This is a genomic window from Leptothoe sp. PORK10 BA2 (assembly GCF_034932105.1).
In the GTDB taxonomy this organism is placed as follows: domain Bacteria; phylum Cyanobacteriota; class Cyanobacteriia; order Phormidesmidales; family Phormidesmidaceae; genus Leptothoe.
This window is the reverse complement of record NZ_JAYGIG010000001.1, coordinates 1-19942: the sequence shown is the minus strand read 5'-3', so window position 1 is coordinate 19942 and position 19942 is coordinate 1. Positions and strand designations below refer to the sequence as shown.

Genomic DNA, 19942 nt, shown 5'->3' with positions numbered 1-19942 from the left:
CGAAACATGTTTTAGATTGCATGGTCACGGTTCTACCTGCTGCGGGAATCTAGTCCGAGGGGCTAAACTGGTCACAGCTTGGAGACTAACCCTGATATTAGTTTGATCCTCTCATGCTAATCCGTCTGTAATTGCTGAACCTTCTCACCCCCAATCATGGCCTTTTTTCAATATCCCGCATCCCAGGCTGATAACAAGGGAGGACGCACTGTTGGTCGTCAGTACCAGTCAATGATCATGATGATTGTGCTGTCCTTGGTCATGTTGGGGGGAATTGGCAGCCGGTTGTTTTACCTGCAGCTGGTGGAGGGAGATCGCAACCGTGAGCTAGCGGAAGAAAACCGGATTTTGCTACTCCCTCGACGACCGGCTCGGGGCACGATGTTTGACCGCAATGGCAAGATTTTGGCGGGCAGTCGTCTGTCCCATTCGGTATCAATCTGGCCGATTGCCCTGCCGGTGGAGCAACGGGATCAGGTGGTACAGCGCCTAGCCCAATTGCTGGAAATCCCCATCGAGGAGATTCAGCAGCGGATTGCATCGGCGGGCTATGAGTCCACCCAGTCCATTGCGATCGCACGCGGCCTCAGCCCCGCCCAAACCACCGCCCTAGCAGAATATGCCTCCGAATTGCCCGGTGTACGGGTGGAAGCAGAAGCCATTCGCAGCTATCCCAATGGGGATTTAGCTGCCCATGTGATTGGCTACACGGGGGAAATTGACGAGGAAGAATATGACGAGTTTGCCGATAATGGTGAAAACTATCGCCTCGGTGACATCATTGGCAAAATGGGTTCTGAGAAGTCCTTTGAGCCATTGCTGCGGGGGGTGTGGGGGGGCCAACAGGTGGAGGTGGACAGTGCGGGCAATGTGCTGAGCATCATGGGGGAGAAACCCCCGGAGGCGGGGCAAAACATTCGCCTGACTTTAGATCTGGAGCTGCAAAAGGCGGCGGAAAAGGCCCTGGGGGAGAAAAATGGTGCCATTGTAGCCATGGACCCCCGCGATGGGGCTATTTTGGCTATGGTCAGCCGCCCCACCTTTGACCCTAATATCTTTTCCACCCGCATTACCCAGGCCCAGTGGGAGCAGCTCAACAGTCGTGGCAATCCGTTTCTAAACCGTGCCCTCCAGGCCTATCCCCCCGCCAGTACCTTTAAGATCATCACCACCACTGCCGGGATTGAGTCGGGCACTTTTTCTGCCGATACAGTGTTGTCCACCTTTCCCAACATTAACGCTGGAGGCATTGTATTTTGGGATTGGAATAACGCCGGATTTGGTCCCCTGGGTTTTGCCGGTGCCCTGCAATGGAGTAGCGATACCTTTTTCTACCAGGTGGGCATGAGGATGGGCCATGAACCCCTAATTGAGTGGATGCGTAAATATGGTCTCGGGGCGAAAACCGGCATTGAACTGGTCACCGAGGAGTCTCCGGGGCTAGTGCCCGATGAGGCTTGGAAGCAGGAGATGTTTGGAGAAGAATGGTATCTGGGCGATACGATCAATATGACCATTGGTCAGGGGTTTATGCAGGTGACCCCATTGCAAACGGCGGTGATGTTTGCGGTGGCGGCCAACGGTGGCTACCTGGTTACTCCCCACCTTTTGCTGGATGGGGCTGAGTCTAAACAATGGAAAAAATCCGTGGGCATGCAGCCAGCTACGGTCAAAGTCATTCAAGAGGGGCTGCGGAAGGTGGTGACCAGCGGCACCGGTACCCGGCTCAATGTGCCGACCATTCCCAACCCTGCCGGTAAGAGTGGTACGGCGGAAGCACCGCCCTTTGAAAACCACACCTGGTTTGGGGCCTATGCCCCCTTTGAAAAGCCAGAGGTGGTGGTGGTGGCCTTTGGGGAGCATTCCGGGGGGGGCGGCGGTGCCTTTGCGGCCCCCATGGTGAAAGAGATTTTAGAGGTTTACTTTAATGGGCCGCCGAAGGAAAAGCAGGAGGAGCAGCCACCGGAGCCACCGTCGGCTGGCTAAATTGTTTAACGGCGGCGGCTAACCTTAACTGCGCAGACTAACTTTGAATCTTTTCTCCAGGGCGGCTCGGATTTTGTCCTGGAGGGGGTCGATGTCCTGATCGGTGAGGGTGCGATCGCTAGACCGATAAAACATGCGAAAGGCCAGGCTCCGCTGGCCAGTGGGCACCCCCTGGCCCTTGTACTGATCAAACAGAATCACCTTTTCCAGGAGCTGGCCCCCGGTGCGGGCAATGAGCTTTTCTAGATCCGCCACGGGAACATCCATCGGGGCATAGAAGGCAATGTCACGGTCAGAGCCAGGATAGGTGGAATAGCCCTTGAAGATGGGGGCGCGGAATCGGTCGCTGCCGAGGCAGGTTGCGATCGCATCCCAATCCAGTTCAAAGCCATAGACCTCCTCCGGCAGGTCCCGTTCTTGGCGCAGCCGGGGATGCAGTTGGCCAAAGGTACCCAGCCTGGTGCGACCCCGCACCCACAGGGAGGCGGTTCTGCCAGGGTGGAGCCGGTCGTCTGCTGAATCAGCGCGATACTCTACCTGTAGACCCACCTGCTGAAATACGGTTTCGAGGATGCCCTTGGCTTCGTACCAGGACATGGGGGCGGTGCGTCCGCTCCATTGGCCCTGGGCCGCATTGCCTCCCAAAATACCCCCCACCCGTTCATACTCATTCAGCTCACCGGCTTCATTGACGAAGATATGACCCATTTCAAAGGCATTCAAGGGACCATTGCCCTGTTCTAAATTGAACTGAAAGCCGTCAATTAAGCCTGTCAGTAGGTCGGAGCGCAGAGCAGAATACTCAGTAAAGAGGGGGTTTTCCAGCACCACTTTTTGGGGGCCTGGATTAGTCAAAGAGTAGTGCAACACCTCCGTCAGACCGGCACCGCGAAAGGCATACCTGACCTGTCGGGCCAAGGCCGCCTCTGGCGAGAGCTGTCCTCGGGCGGTCTGTTGGGGCAGGGTATGATCAAACCGGTTATAGCCAAAGAGACGAGCGACTTCTTCGATCAGGTCAATCTCCCGCTCTAAATCGCGATAGCGATAGGCGGGCACGGTCACCGTCCACACCCCGTCCCCCTCGGCGGCCAAACTACACCCCAGGCGAGTCAGGGTATCTTCCACATCCGCTGCAGCCAGGGCCGTTGGGATGCCGTCGTCGGCAACATAGTTACCCAGGATGTGGCGCACCCGTTCCAGCCGTAGACCCACCTGGCGCATGGGGGTGATTTTACCCACCTCGGTACGTTCATCCTGCTGGTGGGTGACCTTGGCATCGGCCAGTTCCACCATGAGCTGGATGGCGCGATTTGCTGCCAGTGATAGCTCTGCCGGATTGACCCCTCGCTCGTAGCGAGCCGAGGCTTCGGTGCGTAATCCTTGGCTCCGGGCCGAGCGCCGAATCACCGCCGAATCAAAAAAGGCTGCCTCTAGAAAGACATTTTGGGTGCCGCCATGGACTTCCGACTCTGCCCCACCCATCACCCCCGCCAAGGCAACGGGGACATCATTGGCGGTGATAGCTAGGGTTTCCGCCTTGAGGGTGCGGTCTTGGCCATCCAGGGTCCGGAGGGTTTCGCCAGGCTGACCAAACCTGACGCTGACGGTGGTGTTAGCCCCCTGGCTCAGCCGATCTAAATCGAAGGCATGGAGCGGTTGCCCCCATTCCAGCAGCACATAGTTAGTAATGTCCACCACGTTGTTGATGGAGCGGGTGCCTGCGGCTTCTAGGCGCTGCTGGAGCCAGGCGGGGGATGGCCCAATGGTCACCTGCTCTAGGATGGTGCCAATGTAAATGGGACAGGCTTTAGGATCTGACAGGGCGATCGCAACCCGCCCCTGGGCTTTCCCAGGGGCAGCCCCATCGGTCATCGGCAATGTTAGCTTGGCCCCCGTAATCGCCGCCACCTCACGGGCAATGCCCACCATACTCAGGGCATCGGCTCGATTGGCGGTGGAGGATAGGTCCAAGATGGTGTCATTGAGTCCCAGTAAAGGCCGAACATCCTGTCCAAGCTGCAAATCAGGCTGCTCAAAAATGTGAATACCTGCTGCATCCTTGCCTAAACCCAGCTCTGCTAGGGAGCAAATCATGCCCGCCGAAAGCACACCCCGCACCTTACGGGGCTTAATCTTCAAGTCCACCTGGGGTAAGTAGGTGCCCACCTGCGCCACGGCGACAAAAATATCCGCCCTCACATTGGCGGCCCCACAGACAATGGTGGAGGGTTCTTCCGCCCCAATATCAACGGTACATACGCTGAGTTTGTCCGCATCGGGGTGGGGCTGCCGATCGATCACCCGACCCACGACTACACCATCCGCCCAGCTGTGACGTTCCTCCATATCTTCCACTTCAAACCCAGCCATGGTTAAGGCGTCACCAATGGCCTCAGGTGTTAACTGTGGATCGACAAATTCTTTGAGCCAGTTGACAGAAATGCGCATGGAGCCTGGGTTAAAAGGGTAGTAATTAGCAAAAGACCGAAATTATTCTACCGTTGAAGCTTCGCTTTAATCCGTGGCCGTTGCTGAACCTCGGGATGCTTGGAACTGAAAGAAAGATGACCAGTGTCCGGTTAATCGATCAATATTATCCGCTCAATTCAGTCATGGTCATCCGTTTGTTTGAGCGCGTCGTTTTAGGTTCAGAGAATCTCTCCATCAATTGCTCAAGCTAGGCTCAATCCTTTGGCTTGGAAAGGTGTCAATTCTTAAATTGCTAATGACCACACAGATTATTGGATAAGATAATAAAGATAATAAATAAATTTAAATATCATCGTCCGATCAGCAATATTGCTTTGAGGCTGATGCGCATCCTGTGAGGACCAATCTGGGAAATATTTAGCATTGGGACGGAATAAAATTAAGCTATTAGAAGAATCGTACCTATTCCATCACTAATGTCTGATGGCTGAGGATTGCAAAGTAATTGAATATTACAGCGCGAGTTTCAATCGCTTTTATTTTGGATGGATTGATGGTGAAGGGTCGTTTCCTGCCCAATCGTTTTGAAATGTCTTGCCATAGTTAAATCTAGCCCCAGTCATAGATATGTGAGCAGGGTGGCTAAAGCTACATGACCTACTGCATTAAATCAGATTGTCCTAGCCCTAAAAATCCGTCTACGGCCAGACAATGTTTGGCTTGTGGAGCGGACCTATTGCTGCGCGATCGCTATCGTGTCAGTGGCGCATTAGGCAAGGGCGGTTTCGGCACTACATTTTTGGCCCATGACGAGGGGTTACCCGGTTGTCCTCCCTGTGTGATCAAGCAGCTGCATCCAACGGCGGAATCTCCCCATGTGATGCAAATGGCACGGGATCTATTTGCTCGGGAAGCTAAGATCCTGGGAAAAATTGGCAATCATCCTCAGTTGCCGCGTCTGCTGGATTATTTTGAAGCCGGGACAGACTTTTTTCTGGTCCAGGAATACATCCACGGAGCCACCCTGCAAAAAGAGGTCAAAACCCGAGGCGCGTTTAGTGAGGCGGGGACAAAGCAATTTTTGAGCGAAGTGCTGCCAGTGATGCAGTACATTCACCGCAATCAAGTTATTCATCGAGATATCAAACCCGCTAATCTGATTCGCCGCGATGCCGATAAGCGATTGGTGCTGATTGATTTTGGTGCAGTTAAAGATAAAGTCAATCCGGTCAAATCTACTGAAGAATCCGGGCATACGGCCTTAACGGCTTATGCCGTGGGCACACCCGGATATGCGCCACCTGAGCAAATGGCCATGCGGCCGGTCTATGCCAGTGACATTTATGCCATTGGGGTCACCTGCCTCTATTTGCTAACGGCCAAATCCCCCAAGGAAATGTCCTACGATCCTCAATCTGGGGAAATCCTATGGCAGCAGCACGTCAAGGTGAGCGATCACTTTGCGGGGGTCTTGAGCAAAATGTTGGAAATATCGGTGCGGCATCGATATAGCTCTGCTGATGCGATTCTCAGGGATCTGGATTTAGAGCCCTACCTAAATAGTCTGGCCCAAAATATGGCGATTCCGACGACTGTGCCGAAGGATGTGGAGCCCTCCAGCCAGCCATTGTTTAACAGTGATGATACGGCGGCAGTATTAGGGTTAGACGATTCCCAGGAGGGGGTATCTCCATCGGCTCGGATGGCGGCCGCTATTCGGGCTCGCCGGGAGCGACGTCAGCATACGAAACCTTCCCCAGTGTCGCCCCGGCGACCCTCCGGCAATTTACTATCCAGTAGTTCTAGTCAGTCCGGCCCGTTTTCTGGAAATGGCAAAAAAATCACCCCCGAAGCGTTACATAATGCTTACCGTCGGGGACATCGTGATTTTTCGATGCAGCCTCTAGCTCGGCTTAACTTACAGCGGATGGCCCTGAGCGGCGCCAGTTTTGCCGGGGCTCAGCTGGCGGGCTGTAACTTACAAGGGGCTGATTTAACTAATGTGAATCTGAGTAAAGCAGATTTACGCCAATGCAATTTTAAAAATGCCAAATTACCCAATGCCTACCTTGGGGAGGCCAATGTGGAAAATTGCGATCTGCGGGGGGCAAACCTGGCCCGCTGTAATTTTACCGGAGCAAATCTCAAGGGGGCGAACTTGTGTGGGGCTGATTTGACTGGGGCTAAGCTGACTGATCGGCAGTTGACGGAGGCCAAAACGAACTGGAATACGATCTATCCCAGCGGTCGCCGAGGTCTCCGGTAGCTATTGTTTTAGAACACATTTACAGTCTTAAGCATTTCCGGTGATTGTGCCCCGGTTTTTCCATCACCGCGTTAGGATAACTAAGGTATTTTGTAACAGTCTGTTAATCTTATGTTTCTCGACGAGCTGACACCCCTGGTGCAGGAGATTTTAGGGCAGCCTTTGGCCTTTTTCGGTGGGTTTGCCTCCGGTCTGCTAAAGCTGAACTTGGCGGATGACCCCGTTAAAAGCTGGCTGGAGAATCAAGGGGCTGATGTTTCTAGCAGTAGCAACGACGACGACAACGCTGGCAAAGGGCCACAAACTATCTCTATTGATTGATTGGTTTTGCCTGGGTTCAGTCACCGCCTAAATTTTTTGGTGTGGGCTGATGTATCTAGTTCAGGATTGCCAAACATTAAGGCTCATGGGGTTTTATGACGGATTCAGCCATAATCATCTGTCCCTAGCTTTAGGGCGTTAGGATTGGGTCTGGTAAAGCTATCAAAATCGTTCCAGGCAATTATGACTTTTTCTTCTGTGCCAGCTGCGCTATCAGACAGCGACTACGTAATTGTTGGTGTCGCCCATTGCTTTACAAAACAGGACGGTGAGGTGTTGCCGGTCAAAGTGCTAGAGCCGGTGCCGTCTGCCTATTTTGAAGCGCTGCTTAAAGGGGTGCCGACGTCCTATAAAACCCTTTATAGTCTGCGGCTGGGGGAGGTGGTTAAAGATGATCAGCCGTCATCAGCCCATATACCGTTGGCGGCGGATGTTCAGTTTTGTGAGGATTTTGTCGAACGGGCCTTGGCTGCTGCCAGAACCTATCAAACTAAGGCCGAAATTCAGGATATGGTTCCCCATGGCCAGGAATTTTCTGAGATGAACTTTACGACGGAAAAGAAGCGCATTTTGAATGCTTCCCACAATGTCACTGCTGAAGATAATGTTAAACAGCATAAGTACACCCACATGACCCTTTAGGCAGGGGTGTCTAGACAGGGGTGTCACCGCGCTGACTCCAGTGATTGCCACCTCCTGCTGAACCAGCTCCTGGTTGAATTTATAGGTTCCTCAGTTATCAGCTAACAGACATAACAAAAAGGAAGCATCCCGATTACAGGGTGCTTCCTTTTTGTTATGAAATTGGTTTAGTGAGTGTGTTGAGGGTGCGATCGCAAAAGACAACTTTAGTTAACCTAAAAAGCCAATTTACGTTCGACAACGGGCGACCCTAGGAGGTCTTTCATGTCAGATAACAGTTTAGATAACCGCCACCTTAACGGAAGCCAACGGAAGCCTGCCAAACAAAGGCCAGCAACAAGAAAAAGACTGGTAGGATAGGCAAAATATCTACCAGAGGAGCAAATGCTTGATAAGCTTCGGGGAGTTTAGCTAACAGTAGGACCGCGTCCATGAAAACCTCTCTACGTTTGCGATAGTTTGCTTCAATAATTGACTCACATCTTAACATGATGTGGGTCTGTCTAAGCTTTGTTGAAATCCTTTCTAACCGTTATTGCTAGAGGGCTCTAGCCAGGCTTGAAATTTTGCGGCAAACTGATCTTGTAAAATTGCTTCACGAATGGCCTGGGTGAAGCGAATTAGCTCGGTGATGTTGTGGATGGATATGAGGGTGTAGGCCAGGAGTTCGTGGGCATGGATGAGATGGCACAGATAGGCGCGGGTAAAGTTTTGGCAGGTATAGCAGGGACAGGTTTCATCTAAGGGTTTGAGGTCTCGGCGAAATTTTGAATTTTTGAGATTCCAGCGTTCCCCTTGTACCAGGGCTGCTCCGTGGCGGGCAAATCGAGTGGGAATGACGCAGTCAAACAGATCCATACCAGCGGCAATGGCTTGGGCCATTTCACGATAAGTCCCCACCCCCATTAGGTAGCGGGGTTTATCTGGGGGCAGGAGGGGAGTGGTGGCCTGAACAATTTTTTCAATCAGTTCAGGGGGTTCGCCAACACTGACACCGCCGATGGCATAACCGGGCAGATCAAGCTGAACTAACTGCTCGGCAGCCGCCTGGCGTAAATCCAGGTGAACGCCCCCTTGCACGATGCCAAATAATGCTTGGTCGCTCCGCTGGTGGGTGTTGATGCAGCGCTTGAGCCAGCGGTAGGTGCGTTGAGTTGCAGCCTCCACTGCCTCCCGGGTCGCTGGGTAGGGGGGGCACTCATCAAAGGCCATAACGACATCTGCCCCCAGCTGATTTTGGATGCGGATGGATTCTTCGGGGCCCATGTGGATGATCCGACCATCTCGGGGGGAGCGAAAGGTAACCCCCTCTTCGGCAATGGTGCGCATGTTACTCAGGCTAAATACCTGAAAGCCTCCGGAGTCAGTCAGCATTGGGCCAGGCCAGGCCATAAATTTATGCAGGCCCCCCGCTTCGGCCACTAAATCTTCGCCGGGCTGCAGATGTAGGTGGTAGGTGTTGGCTAGCACCATCTGGGCCCCGGTGTCATGCAGCTGAGCGGGAGTTACGGTTTTGACATTAGCCAGTGTACCCACGGGCATGAACCGTGGCGTATGGACTGGACCATGGGGGGTGTGAAACGTGCCTGCTCTAGCCTGAGTGTGGGAGCAGGATGCTTGGTGTTCAAAGGTGAAATGCTTAATAGCCAACGGTTAGCGCTGTCCTCAAGGTGCGGTTGTGAAGAAACCCTACTCGATTTGGGACAGCGGGCACAACCCGACTAGTGAGGAAAATGATTACTTTCATCGTCCAAACAGGCATCCCATCTGGCGGTGAGGGTTTCCACTAACATGGCCTCTAGGGTGGCGTCATTGAGGCCACAGCTGCTACGTTCCGTCAGGGGGTTGGATAAGGGCAGGATGCGCAGGCGGCGATTGTCTTGAACCAGATCGAAACAGGGCTGATTACTGTCTGTCTGATCCATTTCCATGTAATCAAAGCTGGTGACGTTGAGATAAAGGCTGCTATTGGCCACAATGGTTGACTGCTGAGGATCGTTAAACACCTCAACTACATATCCTTCGCCCTGTTTAAGGACTTGTTCTTCTTGAAAATGGATATACCGGACACGTCCCACATGCTGAAGAATGCGCACCATATCTTTCTTGTTGATGATGGTGCCCGTATCGACAAGGCAGGGGGCTGGGAGAGAATTTCTTGAAGGTTTATAACTCATAACAGGATCGGTAGATGGGCGCTTAAAGTCAGCAGTGGGCCCGTAAAACACCGAGGCTTAGGCGATCTATATTCAAGATAGATGAAATCTGATTATTTGGAACGTCCAAGGTGAAAATAATCTTTTTCCTGGGTTATTGCTGCTTGTCTTCATAATTATTTCAGCAGAAATTCGTACTGCCTTCGGCCAGAATACTGATCATTAATTGCTCTAGGTATGTTTGTCTAGGTTTTTTGAGCTGAGTAAATTCCTCAAATGCACTGCTGTTATGCTTTTTGAGGCATTCTAGGTATTTTTGAGGCACTGTATGGGGCTATCGTATGGGGCTGTGGATTCAGGCTGTTTGCCAGGCTATTCATCGGCAGTGGGCTTTGTTAAATGGAGCTTTTTTGTTCTATTCCTGCTTACCCTTACCCCCAGCATGGCCGGTGGCATTTGACAAAATTGCCTGGTTAGCCCCCGGCGTGGGCCTGGCTTTGGGGGGGCTGTTGACCGGGGTGGATGGGCTCTTGGGGCTGGGGTTGCCCCCTTTATTGCGGAGTACTTTGGTTGTTTTAGTCGGGGTATGGCTGACCGGAGGGCTGCATTTGGATGGGGCGATGGATACGGCGGATGGGTTAGCGGTGCAAGACCCTGGGCGACGGTTGGGGGTGATGGCGGACAGTCGTTCTGGGGCCTTTGGGGTGATGGTTGCGATCGCTATTGTCCTGCTCAAAACCACAGCCTTGGCAGCCATGACCCACCATCGCTGGTTTGCCCTTTTATCCGCCGCTGCTTGGGGCCGTTGGGGACAGCAATGGGCCATCGGTAGCTATGCCTATCTCAAACCAGAGGGTAAAGGCGCATTTCACAAACAGGCCCTGCCCTCCCGCTGGCACACATTGCCCTGGCTGATGGGTCTGATGGGGTGGACGGCGTTGACAGTAGCTCTGGGGTGGCTGCCCTGGTGGGCTGGACTGACAGCGGTGGCTCTAGGGGTGATCAGTTCTTGGTGGGTGGCGCACTGGCTGAACCAGCGGCTAGGGGGCCACACCGGAGATACCTATGGTGCTCTGGTTGAGTGGGTGGAGGTGGCTGTGCTGGTTGGCTTGGCAGGTGTGCTGGCGTAGCTGTGATTGCTTTGGATGGAATCCCTAATGGGGGTCGGCTAGGGACGTTAGGGACGGATCTTGAAATAGGGGGGTACTCAGATAGCGCTCCCCAAAGCTAGGTTGAATCACCACGATTAATTTGCCTGCGTTTTCAGGCCGACGACCCACCTCAATGGCCGCACATAGGGCTGCACCACTAGAAATTCCCGATAGAATCCCTTCTTCCTTGGCCAGACGGCGGCCAAAAGAAATCGCATCCTCGTCACTGACGGCGATTACTTCATCAATCAGGTTTACCTGGAGTACCTCCGGCACAAAGCCAGCCCCAATGCCTTGAATTTTATGGGGGCCTGGCTTGCCCCCGGTGAGCACCTGGCTGTTGGCGGGTTCGACGGCAATGGTTTTAAACGTGGTTTTGTGGCGTTTGAGCACCTCACTAATGCCGGTAATGGTGCCGCCAGTGCCCACTCCTGATACTAAAAAGTCCACCTGTCCATCGGTGTCCTGCCAGATTTCTGTGGCCGTGGTGCGACGATGGATGTCTGGATTGGCCGGGTTGCGAAACTGCTGCAGCATGTAGGCATTGGGGATGGATTCTACAATCTGCTGAGCCCGCTGAATGCAGCCCGCCATGCCCTCATGCCCAGGGGTGAGCTCTAACTCAGCCCCGTAGGCCCGCAGCATGGCCCGACGCTCGGCGCTCATGGTTTCTGGCATGGTCAAAATCAATCGATAGCCTTTGGCCGCTGATACCATCGCCAGGGCAATGCCCGTATTGCCGGAGGTGGGCTCCACCAGGGTGGTTTTACCCGGCTCGATTTGGCCAGCGGCTTCGGCGGTGGCAATCATATTGACGCCAATTCTGTCCTTGACTGAAGCGGAGGGATTCATGCCCTCCAGTTTGAGGACAAGTTGAGCTACGCAGCCCTCATGTTGAGGAATGCGATTAAGTTGAACTAAGGGGGTGCGACCCACTAGTTCAGTAATGTTTTGGGCGATCCGCATGGCTAGCCATTCCCCGATGCGCTAAATGTAATACATCAAATCTACTTGGTGCTTAGCATTGCACTGATCCACTAGGTCTTGCAGGGTATGGGCAGACAGCACAGTTCTAGCTGCTTCCTGGACCTCTTGCCATACCCCCCGAACAACCTGTCGCTCCGTTGTCAGTACAGCATCGCTCCCATTGTCCTTATTTTCTAGACCTTCGATACAATTCACAATGTCCAGCAGCATGACATTCCACGGGGCTTGGGCGAGCAAGTATCCCCCCTTGGCGCCGCGTTGGCTTTTCACAAACCCGCCACGACGGAGGGTGGCCAATAGCTGTTCGAGATAGCGATCGGGAATATTTTGCTGGGTGGCGATTTGGCGAATTTGCAAGGGTTCACCCTTGGCGTAGCTCAGGCTAAGTTCCACCAGGGCTAGGAGGGCGTATTCACTTTTGCAGGAGAGTTCCACAGGGCGTTGTAGCTGCAACCCTCTTAGTATACTCCGGTTCTCCAGTGGGGAATGTATATTTATTTGGGCAATGGGATGAAAAGGGGAAAGGGAGGGGTTGGTGGGTGAATTATACGGTTTCCCCTAGGGATGCTAAGCGCTGCATTAGTCGGTTGTAATCGGGATGGAATCGAGGATGTAACAGCCGTTGAACGGGCTTGCCTTGTTCAATATGCTGAGCACAGATTTCATCGGCGTCGTTGGGGCGGACCCGGCAGTACCAAACATTGTCTGGGACAACTCTGACGGTGGGGCCTGAGCCGCACTGGCCGAGGCAAGCACTGGCAGCCACCATGAGGTCAGGGCTAGCGTACTGTTTTAAGGCAGTGAGTACGGCGTCTGAGTCAAACCGTTGACAGCTGCGATATTGGCAAACTTGAATAAAGCGGCGCTGGGGGGGTGGCGGGTTCGCTGGGCTATCCGGTGGCAATTTTTCCATGGGCTGGCGCAGGACTATTTTAAAGCTAAATAGCTGCGGGTATGAGAGAGCTAAATCAATCATATCCGCAGCTATTTAGTGAAACCAAGGGAACACACAACCAACCTTGTGTCTCATATCATTGCAGGATTGTCCAAGAAGTGCAACTGATTTTGGCATCTACAAGGAAAGTTTATAAAAAATAGCCTGACCGTTGATGCTTCTAGCTTTGGTGAGATTACTTTTTTGACGATGACTGGCGTTGACCTGCGTTGGTTGTAGGCTTTGTAACAGTTTTTGTCTGTTGTGATCGGCCACAAATAACTTGATTAAAACTTTATGTCAGCTTAAAACTCGGCCTTGAACTCGGTTTTAGCACGAGTTTTAAGCCCGAGTTTTAAGCCCGTTGCCAGACCGACGGGAAAACGACCAGGCTGGAGCTGGGCCCGATGGACAACGCCGTGGCAGCTAGTGGGTTGGATTTTTGTCTAGGATTTTCGTTTAGATGGAGCGGCTAGGCAGAGCCTAAAAAACGATTGACCACACCGTTGAGAGTCTGTTGTACTGTGCGCTTGCGTCGCCATTTGTTCAGGTCGCGGTCATAGCGTTCCCCTGAGGTTTGTAGCGTACGCCAGGCTTTGAGCGATAGGCCCAGGCCCCAGAACAGGGCAACGTAGAGGGAAAATCCGAGGTGACCGAGGACGGTGCCACCGACGGTGACGGCATCGATTAAGACTAAAAAGCTGATGACAATGCCATAGCGCACGAGCTGACTTTGGAGTTTCTGTCTACGCTGCTGTTGGAAAAGACGGTGGTCTTCGGCTTGTCCTTTCATGATCTGCCACTCTTGCTCAGCTGTTTTTAAGGTGGCGGGGCTGATGTTGAGTTCTTCGGCGATTTCTAGCAGCTGTTGGCGGGAGAGTTCACCCGATTCGGTTTCCTGCGCGATCGCAAGTTGCAAAATCCGTTGGGCGTCTTCCATTGCATAGAGCTTATCCATGGCGCTGCTGTGGGTCAATTTTGTCGGCCTATCCTAATGTTATAGATAATTTTACGACGGTTGAACCAGGGGTATCCTTGGCGGGATAACCGTCCTTAGGAGAATTGTGATGGCTTTGATCACCCTGAGCGGCTTGCATACCTATCCGATTAAATCGGCGGCGGGGATTACGTTAGACCAGTCCCTGGTAACGGCCCGGGGACTGATGCACGATCGGCGTTGGATGGTGTGCGATCGCAACGGCCAATTTCTGACCCAGCGTAAATTTCCCCAAATGGCCCTGATTCAGGTTTCTGTCGGAGAGACCCTACGGCTGACTATTGCTAACCATCACATCCCTGCCCTGGAGCTGCCGCTGGTGCCCACACCTGGGGCGATGGTGGCCGTGGATGTGTGGGGCGATGACTGCATGGCCTGTTCCATGGGGGATGAGGCCGCCCAGTGGCTGAGTGATTTTTTGGGGGTGGGCTGTCAGCTGGTGTATATGCCGGAGAGTACCCATCGTCCTGTGGACCATGGCCGTTTTGATTTGCCCAATAGCTTTGCCGATGCCTATCCGTTTCTGCTCATTTCAGAAGCGTCCCTGGCGGATCTCAACGGACGTTTGGCGCAGTCGGTGCCCATGAACCGGTTTCGCCCCAACTTGGTGGTGAAGGGCTGTGATGCCTTTGCCGAGGATACCTGGCGGCACATTAAAATTGGCAACATCGTCTTTGATGTAGCTAAAGCCTGCTCCCGTTGCTCTGTGCCAGGGGTAGAGCAATCGACGGGGGAACAGGGAAAGGAGCCTTTGAAGACCTTAGCCACCTATCGGCGTTGGGACCATGCGATTTGGTTTGGTCAAAATTTAATCGCCCAGGGTGAGGGGATAGTGCAGGTGGGAGATGTTGTGGAAATATTGGCTTGAATTTTGGCGGGTGGGCAGGCCATGGCTGTTGGCGGTGGGGACAGCCATGGGATGGGGGATATGGCTCACCCTAACGGTGTTTATCTTTGTTGATGGTGGATTTATCTAGGCTAGGTAGTTTGCTAGAGGGGTTAGGCCCCGGTTGGGAGCCTTTCCGTTTGGGTCTGCTTAGGGGCACGCGCGGGCTGTGGATCATCAGTTCGCCGACGGTGACATTCAGTTGGTCGCCGATCAGCATGACCAGGGAGGTGAGAAATAACCACAGCAGCAAAATAATTACCGTACCAATGGCACCGTAAACCTTGTTGTAGTTGCCAAATTGGGCCACATAGAGGCGAAATGAGGCAGATAATAGCGCCCAGGATAGGGCGGCGAGGACGGCCCCTGGCATCAGGGGTTTGCCCCGAGTCCAGCGGCTGGGACCAAACCGATAGACAAAGGCAAAGGCGGACGACACAATGCCCAGGGCCAGCGGCCAAGTGAGCAATTCCCAAATTCGCAGCACCCAAACGCCAACGCTGCCTCCACTCTGTTGGGCTACGAGTTTGATCACCCCGGCGCTAATAAAGACGAGGTAGGAGGCGATCATCAGCAGCATGATGGTGCCAATGGTGAGACCGATGGAGAGCAGTCGGGCTTTCCAAAAGGGTCGTCGCTGTTCGACAGGAATCTGATGGATTTCGTCTAGGGCCCGCATGGCGGCGCTGATGGCTCCGGAGGAGGCCCACAGGGAAATAACAAAACTGATGGAAAATAGGCCTTTGTTTTCCCCGGCGCTGACTTCATTGGCGAAATTTTGGATCAGATCGTTCACGGCTCCTGGGGCAATCTCTCCCAGGTTCATGGCCAGCCGAGTGAAGGTATTTTTTAGGGAGTTGACTAGACCAATGGCTGTCAGCAGGGCTAGGATGCCAGGAAACAAGCCCAGCATGGCATTGTAGGCCATTTCGGAGGCTAAACTGGGCAGGCGGCGCTGGAGCGTGGATCGCACTACGGATTTGACGGTGCGGATGTTGATATAACTGAGAAAACGCAGAAATTCGAGCGGCGAAAATGTCCGCGAGATCCGTCGTAGCGGTTGCTGCTCGCAGTAGGTGGAATATAGCGTCTGACGCAGCGCAGAATGCAGCGGCCCAGTCTCTCGTGGGGGAAGGTTTGGCAAAACGTCTAGCTAGTCAACACTCATCTTTTCAAGATACAGATTTCCATCGATCGATCCACTCGATCCACTTAAGAATCTTAGAATCTTAGAAATCTTGGCTGCAGCCCATCAGCCCCTATTTGTAACATACCCGCTTGCCCTTAGCCGTTACGGGTAAGATGACACTATTTTTAGTGACCTTATATAACTTTTGAAGTTTTGTGGGCTAGGTATGTGGCCCCATGGGCGGCAATACCCACCTTCTGTTAGGGGGAACACCGATCACCCCATGGGTGGGTCTGTGCCTAGAATGCAAACAGGCGCACATGCAAGCGCACATGCAACGGGAGGCTGGGCTTATGCAACCATCAAATCCAAATCAGTTTACGGAACGGGCCTGGGCTGCGATCGCAACCACCACCGATCTAGCCAAACAGTGGCAACACCAGCAGATTGAAACTGAACATCTGATGCTGGCTCTGTTAGACGAAGATGGGTTGGCCAGTCGGATTTTGCAAAAGGCGGGGGCTTCCGTGGGGGACCTGCGCAGCGCCACCCAAGCATTTTTGCGTAAGCAACCCCAGATCAAAGGGCAGAGCGACACCGTATATTTAGGGCGTTCTCTGAATACTCTGCTAGACCGCGCTGAAGCATTTCGCAAAGATTTTGACGACGATTACATTTCCATTGAGCATTTGGTGCTGGGCTATCCAGAGGATGATCGCTTTGGGAAAGCCCTGCTGCGGGAGGCGAAGATCAACGCCAAGCAGCTGAAGACCGCTGTTGAAAATGTACGAGGCCATCAAAAGGTGACAGATCAAAACCCTGAAGGTAAATACGAAGCGCTAGAGAAATATGGCCGTGACCTGACTGAATATGCGCGGGAGGGACGGCTGGATCCGGTGATCGGTCGAGACGACGAAATCCGCCGTACGATTCAGATTTTGTCCCGCCGGACCAAGAATAACCCGGTCCTGATCGGTGAGCCGGGGGTGGGTAAAACGGCCATTGCTGAGGGCATGGCCCAGCGGATTATTAATAATGATGTGCCCCAGTCGCTGCGCGATCGCAAACTGATTGCCCTAGATATGGGCGCCCTAATTGCCGGAGCCAAATATCGGGGTGAATTTGAAGAACGACTAAAAGCCGTTCTCAAAGAAGTCACCGACTCCCGAGGGCAGATCGTACTATTTATTGACGAAATTCACACTGTGGTCGGTGCTGGAGCTACCCAGGGGGCCATGGATGCGGGCAACCTGCTCAAGCCCATGCTAGCCCGGGGCGAACTGCGCTGCATTGGGGCCACCACCCTAGACGAGTACCGGCAATATATAGAAAAAGATGCTGCCCTAGAGCGTCGGTTTCAGCAGGTCTATGTTGATCAACCCACGGTCCCCGATACCATTTCCATTCTGCGGGGTCTCAAGGAACGCTATGAGCTGCACCATGGTGTCACCATTGCGGACAATGCGTTAGTGGCGGCGGCGACTTTGTCAACTCGCTACATTAGCGATCGCTTTTTGCCCGACAAGGCCATTGACTTGATGGATGAAGCGGCGGCCAAACTAAAAATGGAGATCACCTCCAAGCCAGAAGAGCTAGACGAGGTCGACCGCAAGATTTTGCAGCTAGAGATGGAACGCCTCTCTCTCAAGAATGAAACCGATGCGGGGTCGGTTGAGCGTCTGGATCGCCTAGAGCGGGAACTGGCCAATCTAAAAGAGGAACAAAGCACCCTCAATGCCCAATGGCAGTCAGAAAAAGATGGCATCGATCAAATCCAGGTGATTAAGGAAGAGATTGATCGGGTCAATATTGAAGTGGCCCAAGCGGAGCGAGACTACGACTATAACCGAGCTGCCGAACTCAAGTACGGTAAACTCACCGAGCTCCAGGAACAAGTTTCCCAGGCAGAGAAAAAGCTGGCCGAATCCCAGTCCAGCGGCCATACGCTGCTGCGGGAAGAAGTCACTGAGGAGGATATTGCCGAGATTATTTCCAAATGGACCGGCATTCCCATTAGCAAGCTAGTGCAGTCGGAAATGGCCAAACTGTTGCACCTGGCAGATGAACTCCATGAGCGGGTGATTGGCCAGGATGAAGCCGTGGTGGCGGTGGCCGATGCCATTCAACGATCGCGCGCCGGGTTGGCCGACCCCAATCGTCCCACCGCCAGTTTTATCTTCTTAGGTCCCACGGGGGTGGGTAAAACAGAATTGGCCAAGGCCCTGGCCAGCTATCTGTTTGATACGGAAGAAGCCATTGTCCGCATTGACATGTCGGAATACATGGAAAAACATGCCGTGTCTCGGTTGATTGGTGCGCCTCCGGGGTATGTGGGGTACGACGAGGGCGGTCAGCTGACCGAGGCCTTGCGACGGCGTCCCTATTCCGTGATTCTCTTCGATGAGATCGAGAAGGCTCACCCAGATGTGTTCAACATCATGCTACAAATTCTTGATGATGGTCGCGTGACTGACTCCCAAGGTCGCACCGTGGACTTTAAGAACTCGGTGATCATCATGACTAGTAATATCGGCTCCCAGTACATTCTGGATGTAGCTGGGGATGACAGTCGCTATGAGGAGATGCGCAATCGGGTGATGGAGTCCTTGCGTTCTAGCTTCCGTCCTGAGTTTCTGAACCGGGTGGATGAGATGATTATCTTCCACAGTTTGCAGAAGTCTCAGCTGCGAGAGATTGTGAAACTGCAGGTGAAGGCTTTGGAGAAGCGTCTAGCGGAGCAGAAGCTGGGGCTGGCGATATCGGAAGAGGCTTTAGACTTTGTGGCAGAGGCGGGACATGACCCGGTGTATGGGGCCCGCCCGCTGAATCGCGCGATCCAGCGAGACTTGGAGACGCCTCTGGCGAAGGGAATTCTGCGAGGCGACTACAAGGGTGGCGACACGATTGTGGTTGATGTGGAGAATGAGCGACTGATGTTTAAGGCGAAAGTAGCTGTTTAGTGGTTGATTGAATTTTGTTATTGGGAGGGTGGGTATTGTTCATCCTCCCTTTTTTATGGTGGTGGTTCGATGTGCTGGGTTTAGGAGAGATCGAATGATGGGTGAGGATACTGGTGGGGAGGGTGGCGGAGCTGTTAGGAAAGCGGCCAAAAAGATAGCCACCCTGCAACGTCATCAGGGTGGCTATAAAATTCTCACAGCTCACCCCACCTACGTTTTCTATGCTTCGTCGGACTGGGCTAGATTGCGTTTGCGGATGGCGGCGAAGCCCATGCCGATGAGGCCTGGGAGTAGGGCTGGCGAAGGAATGGCGGTGGTGGTATCAATAACCGAAAACTGGTTTGGATCAAAACTTTCTACCAAAAAACCACCAGTATTTTCAGAAAAAGACAACTTTGCCTCACCACTACCAAAACTAAAACCAAAACCTCTAAAATCACTAGGATTTAAGTTTACTAATGCAAGAAAATTAGAACCAACCCCATCAAAAGAAAGGGTGTTTTCAGTGGACGAAGGCGTAGGAACCACAACAAAACCAGGATTGTCTGGTTCAAAAATGGGAGCCCCACCCAAAGAAAAATTTCCCAGGTTAGATACGTTCTCTATTAAATTGCCATTAACCGTACCATCAAACTCAAACCTGAAAATATCCCCATTTGTGGCCGGGCCACCAAAATCATAGGAGCCCGTAAATTGACCGGCAGAGGCAGGAGACGCAGAAAATGCTAGTAGGCTTGCAGCGGCTAATCCGATAAAAGTAGGGAGCTGATTCATTTCATTGCCAAAAAATATAACCTTAATGCACAATAACCTAACCTGAAAAAGGGAATTTATTGGGAAAAAAGGTCAGAGATGGCGGAATTTAACCTCTTTTTTGTTTTTATAGGGTTTTCATTTATTTTTTTATTTTGTCCGGATATAGGTTTCTCAATTTTTTTCTATTTTATCCGGATATAGGTTTCTCACTTAATTTGTAACTACTCAGGCTGGGGTAGGAGAGTTATAGGGTTTCCAGAGAACAATCCCATGAGGGCATCCAGAACGTTATGCCCCTGTTTGCGTAGAGTGGATAGGTAACCGCGAATACGGCAGAACAT

General features: G+C 52.8%; 17 protein-coding genes. 7 read left to right on the top strand and 10 right to left on the bottom strand.

Going from position 1 to position 19942, the window contains the following annotated elements; translation table 11 throughout:
* Positions 1 to 156: 156 nt before the first annotated feature.
* Positions 157 to 1986 carry a penicillin-binding protein 2 gene (mrdA, locus tag VB741_RS00085; RefSeq protein WP_323363090.1) on the top strand — a complete coding sequence of 610 codons (1830 nt, stop codon included), beginning with the start codon at positions 157 to 159 and terminating at the stop codon, positions 1984 to 1986.
* Between the two features lie 24 nt (positions 1987 to 2010).
* Here the strand turns inward: mrdA and pheT are convergent, their stop codons facing one another.
* Positions 2011 to 4434: a phenylalanine--tRNA ligase subunit beta gene (gene pheT, locus VB741_RS00080; RefSeq protein ID WP_323363089.1), complete on the bottom strand. Its 2424-nt coding sequence runs from the start codon at positions 4432 to 4434 to the stop codon at positions 2011 to 2013.
* A gap of 634 nt (positions 4435 to 5068) precedes the next feature.
* Between pheT and VB741_RS00075 the strand changes: the two genes are divergently transcribed.
* From VB741_RS00075 to VB741_RS00065, 3 genes are all read left to right on the top strand, one after another.
* The gene (locus tag VB741_RS00075; RefSeq protein WP_323363088.1) at positions 5069 to 6682 is read left to right on the top strand and encodes a serine/threonine-protein kinase; all 1614 of its coding nucleotides are present in this window, start codon (positions 5069 to 5071) and stop codon (positions 6680 to 6682) included.
* 111 nt (positions 6683 to 6793) lie between these two features.
* The gene (locus VB741_RS00070; RefSeq protein WP_323363087.1) at positions 6794 to 7003 is read left to right on the top strand and encodes a hypothetical protein; all 210 of its coding nucleotides are present in this window, start codon (positions 6794 to 6796) and stop codon (positions 7001 to 7003) included.
* 183 nt (positions 7004 to 7186) lie between these two features.
* Positions 7187 to 7645, top strand: coding sequence for a hypothetical protein (locus VB741_RS00065; protein ID WP_323363086.1), 459 nt, complete (start codon positions 7187 to 7189; stop codon positions 7643 to 7645).
* A gap of 295 nt (positions 7646 to 7940) precedes the next feature.
* Here VB741_RS00065 and VB741_RS00060 read toward each other — a convergent pair whose 3' ends face one another.
* From VB741_RS00060 to VB741_RS00050, 3 genes are all read right to left on the bottom strand, one after another.
* Positions 7941 to 8078: a photosystem II reaction center protein K gene (locus VB741_RS00060; RefSeq protein ID WP_215619641.1), complete on the bottom strand. Its 138-nt coding sequence runs from the start codon at positions 8076 to 8078 to the stop codon at positions 7941 to 7943.
* A 92-nt stretch (positions 8079 to 8170) separates the two neighbouring features.
* On the bottom strand, positions 8171 to 9289 hold the full coding sequence (tgt, locus tag VB741_RS00055; protein WP_442786254.1) for a tRNA guanosine(34) transglycosylase Tgt: 1119 nt from the start codon (positions 9287 to 9289) through the stop codon (positions 8171 to 8173).
* A gap of 77 nt (positions 9290 to 9366) precedes the next feature.
* Positions 9367 to 9822, bottom strand: a complete 456-nt coding sequence (locus tag VB741_RS00050; protein WP_323363084.1) for a hypothetical protein — start codon at positions 9820 to 9822, stop codon at positions 9367 to 9369.
* Positions 9823 to 10142: 320 nt separating this feature from the next.
* On the opposite strand from VB741_RS00050, the gene cobS reads away from it, so the two are divergent.
* Positions 10143 to 10931: an adenosylcobinamide-GDP ribazoletransferase gene (gene cobS / locus VB741_RS00045; RefSeq protein ID WP_323363083.1), complete on the top strand. Its 789-nt coding sequence runs from the start codon at positions 10143 to 10145 to the stop codon at positions 10929 to 10931.
* A 24-nt stretch (positions 10932 to 10955) separates the two neighbouring features.
* On the opposite strand, the gene cysK is transcribed toward cobS, so the two are convergent.
* The 4 genes from cysK to VB741_RS00025 all read right to left on the bottom strand — a co-directional run bounded on the left by cysK (position 10956) and on the right by VB741_RS00025 (position 13831).
* Positions 10956 to 11918, bottom strand: a complete 963-nt coding sequence (gene cysK, locus VB741_RS00040) for a cysteine synthase A (protein ID WP_323363082.1) — start codon at positions 11916 to 11918, stop codon at positions 10956 to 10958.
* Between the two features lie 21 nt (positions 11919 to 11939).
* Complete coding sequence (locus VB741_RS00035) at positions 11940 to 12374, bottom strand: RrF2 family transcriptional regulator (RefSeq protein WP_323363081.1); 435 nt, start codon at positions 12372 to 12374, stop codon at positions 11940 to 11942.
* Positions 12375 to 12483: 109 nt separating this feature from the next.
* Positions 12484 to 12915, bottom strand: a complete 432-nt coding sequence (locus VB741_RS00030) for a (2Fe-2S) ferredoxin domain-containing protein (protein ID WP_323363080.1) — start codon at positions 12913 to 12915, stop codon at positions 12484 to 12486.
* Positions 12916 to 13345: 430 nt separating this feature from the next.
* Positions 13346 to 13831 carry a 2TM domain-containing protein gene (locus tag VB741_RS00025; RefSeq protein ID WP_323363079.1) on the bottom strand — a complete coding sequence of 162 codons (486 nt, stop codon included), beginning with the start codon at positions 13829 to 13831 and terminating at the stop codon, positions 13346 to 13348.
* Between the two features lie 109 nt (positions 13832 to 13940).
* Here VB741_RS00025 and VB741_RS00020 point away from each other — a divergent pair, with 109 nt between their 5' ends.
* Positions 13941 to 14738, top strand: a complete 798-nt coding sequence (locus tag VB741_RS00020; RefSeq protein WP_323363078.1) for an MOSC domain-containing protein — start codon at positions 13941 to 13943, stop codon at positions 14736 to 14738.
* A gap of 70 nt (positions 14739 to 14808) precedes the next feature.
* Here the strand turns inward: VB741_RS00020 and VB741_RS00015 are convergent, their stop codons facing one another.
* Positions 14809 to 15900 carry a YihY/virulence factor BrkB family protein gene (locus tag VB741_RS00015; protein WP_323363077.1) on the bottom strand — a complete coding sequence of 364 codons (1092 nt, stop codon included), beginning with the start codon at positions 15898 to 15900 and terminating at the stop codon, positions 14809 to 14811.
* A gap of 338 nt (positions 15901 to 16238) precedes the next feature.
* Between VB741_RS00015 and clpB the strand changes: the two genes are divergently transcribed.
* On the top strand, positions 16239 to 18845 hold the full coding sequence (gene clpB / locus VB741_RS00010; protein ID WP_323363076.1) for an ATP-dependent chaperone ClpB: 2607 nt from the start codon (positions 16239 to 16241) through the stop codon (positions 18843 to 18845).
* 219 nt (positions 18846 to 19064) lie between these two features.
* Here the strand turns inward: clpB and VB741_RS00005 are convergent, their stop codons facing one another.
* Positions 19065 to 19619 (bottom strand): PTPA-CTERM sorting domain-containing protein, encoded by a 555-nt coding sequence (locus VB741_RS00005; protein WP_323363075.1) that lies wholly within the window; start codon positions 19617 to 19619, stop codon positions 19065 to 19067.
* Positions 19620 to 19942 lie beyond the last annotated feature (323 nt).

What these genes read in the sequence shown, in the direction of transcription:
- mrdA (WP_323363090.1), top strand. Translation starts at nt 157, where the DNA reads ATGGCCTTTTTTCAATATCCCGCATCCCAGGCTGATAACAAGGGAGGA.
- pheT (WP_323363089.1), bottom strand. Translation starts at nt 4,434, where the DNA reads ATGCGCATTTCTGTCAACTGGCTCAAAGAATTTGTCGATCCACAGTTA.
- VB741_RS00075 (WP_323363088.1), top strand. Translation starts at nt 5,069, where the DNA reads ATGACCTACTGCATTAAATCAGATTGTCCTAGCCCTAAAAATCCGTCT.
- VB741_RS00070 (WP_323363087.1), top strand. Translation starts at nt 6,794, where the DNA reads ATGTTTCTCGACGAGCTGACACCCCTGGTGCAGGAGATTTTAGGGCAG.
- VB741_RS00065 (WP_323363086.1), top strand. Translation starts at nt 7,187, where the DNA reads ATGACTTTTTCTTCTGTGCCAGCTGCGCTATCAGACAGCGACTACGTA.
- VB741_RS00060 (WP_215619641.1), bottom strand. Translation starts at nt 8,078, where the DNA reads ATGGACGCGGTCCTACTGTTAGCTAAACTCCCCGAAGCTTATCAAGCA.
- VB741_RS00050 (WP_323363084.1), bottom strand. Translation starts at nt 9,822, where the DNA reads ATGAGTTATAAACCTTCAAGAAATTCTCTCCCAGCCCCCTGCCTTGTC.
- cobS (WP_323363083.1), top strand. Translation starts at nt 10,143, where the DNA reads ATGGGGCTGTGGATTCAGGCTGTTTGCCAGGCTATTCATCGGCAGTGG.
- cysK (WP_323363082.1), bottom strand. Translation starts at nt 11,918, where the DNA reads ATGCGGATCGCCCAAAACATTACTGAACTAGTGGGTCGCACCCCCTTA.
- VB741_RS00030 (WP_323363080.1), bottom strand. Translation starts at nt 12,915, where the DNA reads ATGATTGATTTAGCTCTCTCATACCCGCAGCTATTTAGCTTTAAAATA.
- VB741_RS00025 (WP_323363079.1), bottom strand. Translation starts at nt 13,831, where the DNA reads ATGGATAAGCTCTATGCAATGGAAGACGCCCAACGGATTTTGCAACTT.
- VB741_RS00020 (WP_323363078.1), top strand. Translation starts at nt 13,941, where the DNA reads ATGGCTTTGATCACCCTGAGCGGCTTGCATACCTATCCGATTAAATCG.
- clpB (WP_323363076.1), top strand. Translation starts at nt 16,239, where the DNA reads ATGCAACCATCAAATCCAAATCAGTTTACGGAACGGGCCTGGGCTGCG.
- VB741_RS00005 (WP_323363075.1), bottom strand. Translation starts at nt 19,619, where the DNA reads ATGAATCAGCTCCCTACTTTTATCGGATTAGCCGCTGCAAGCCTACTA.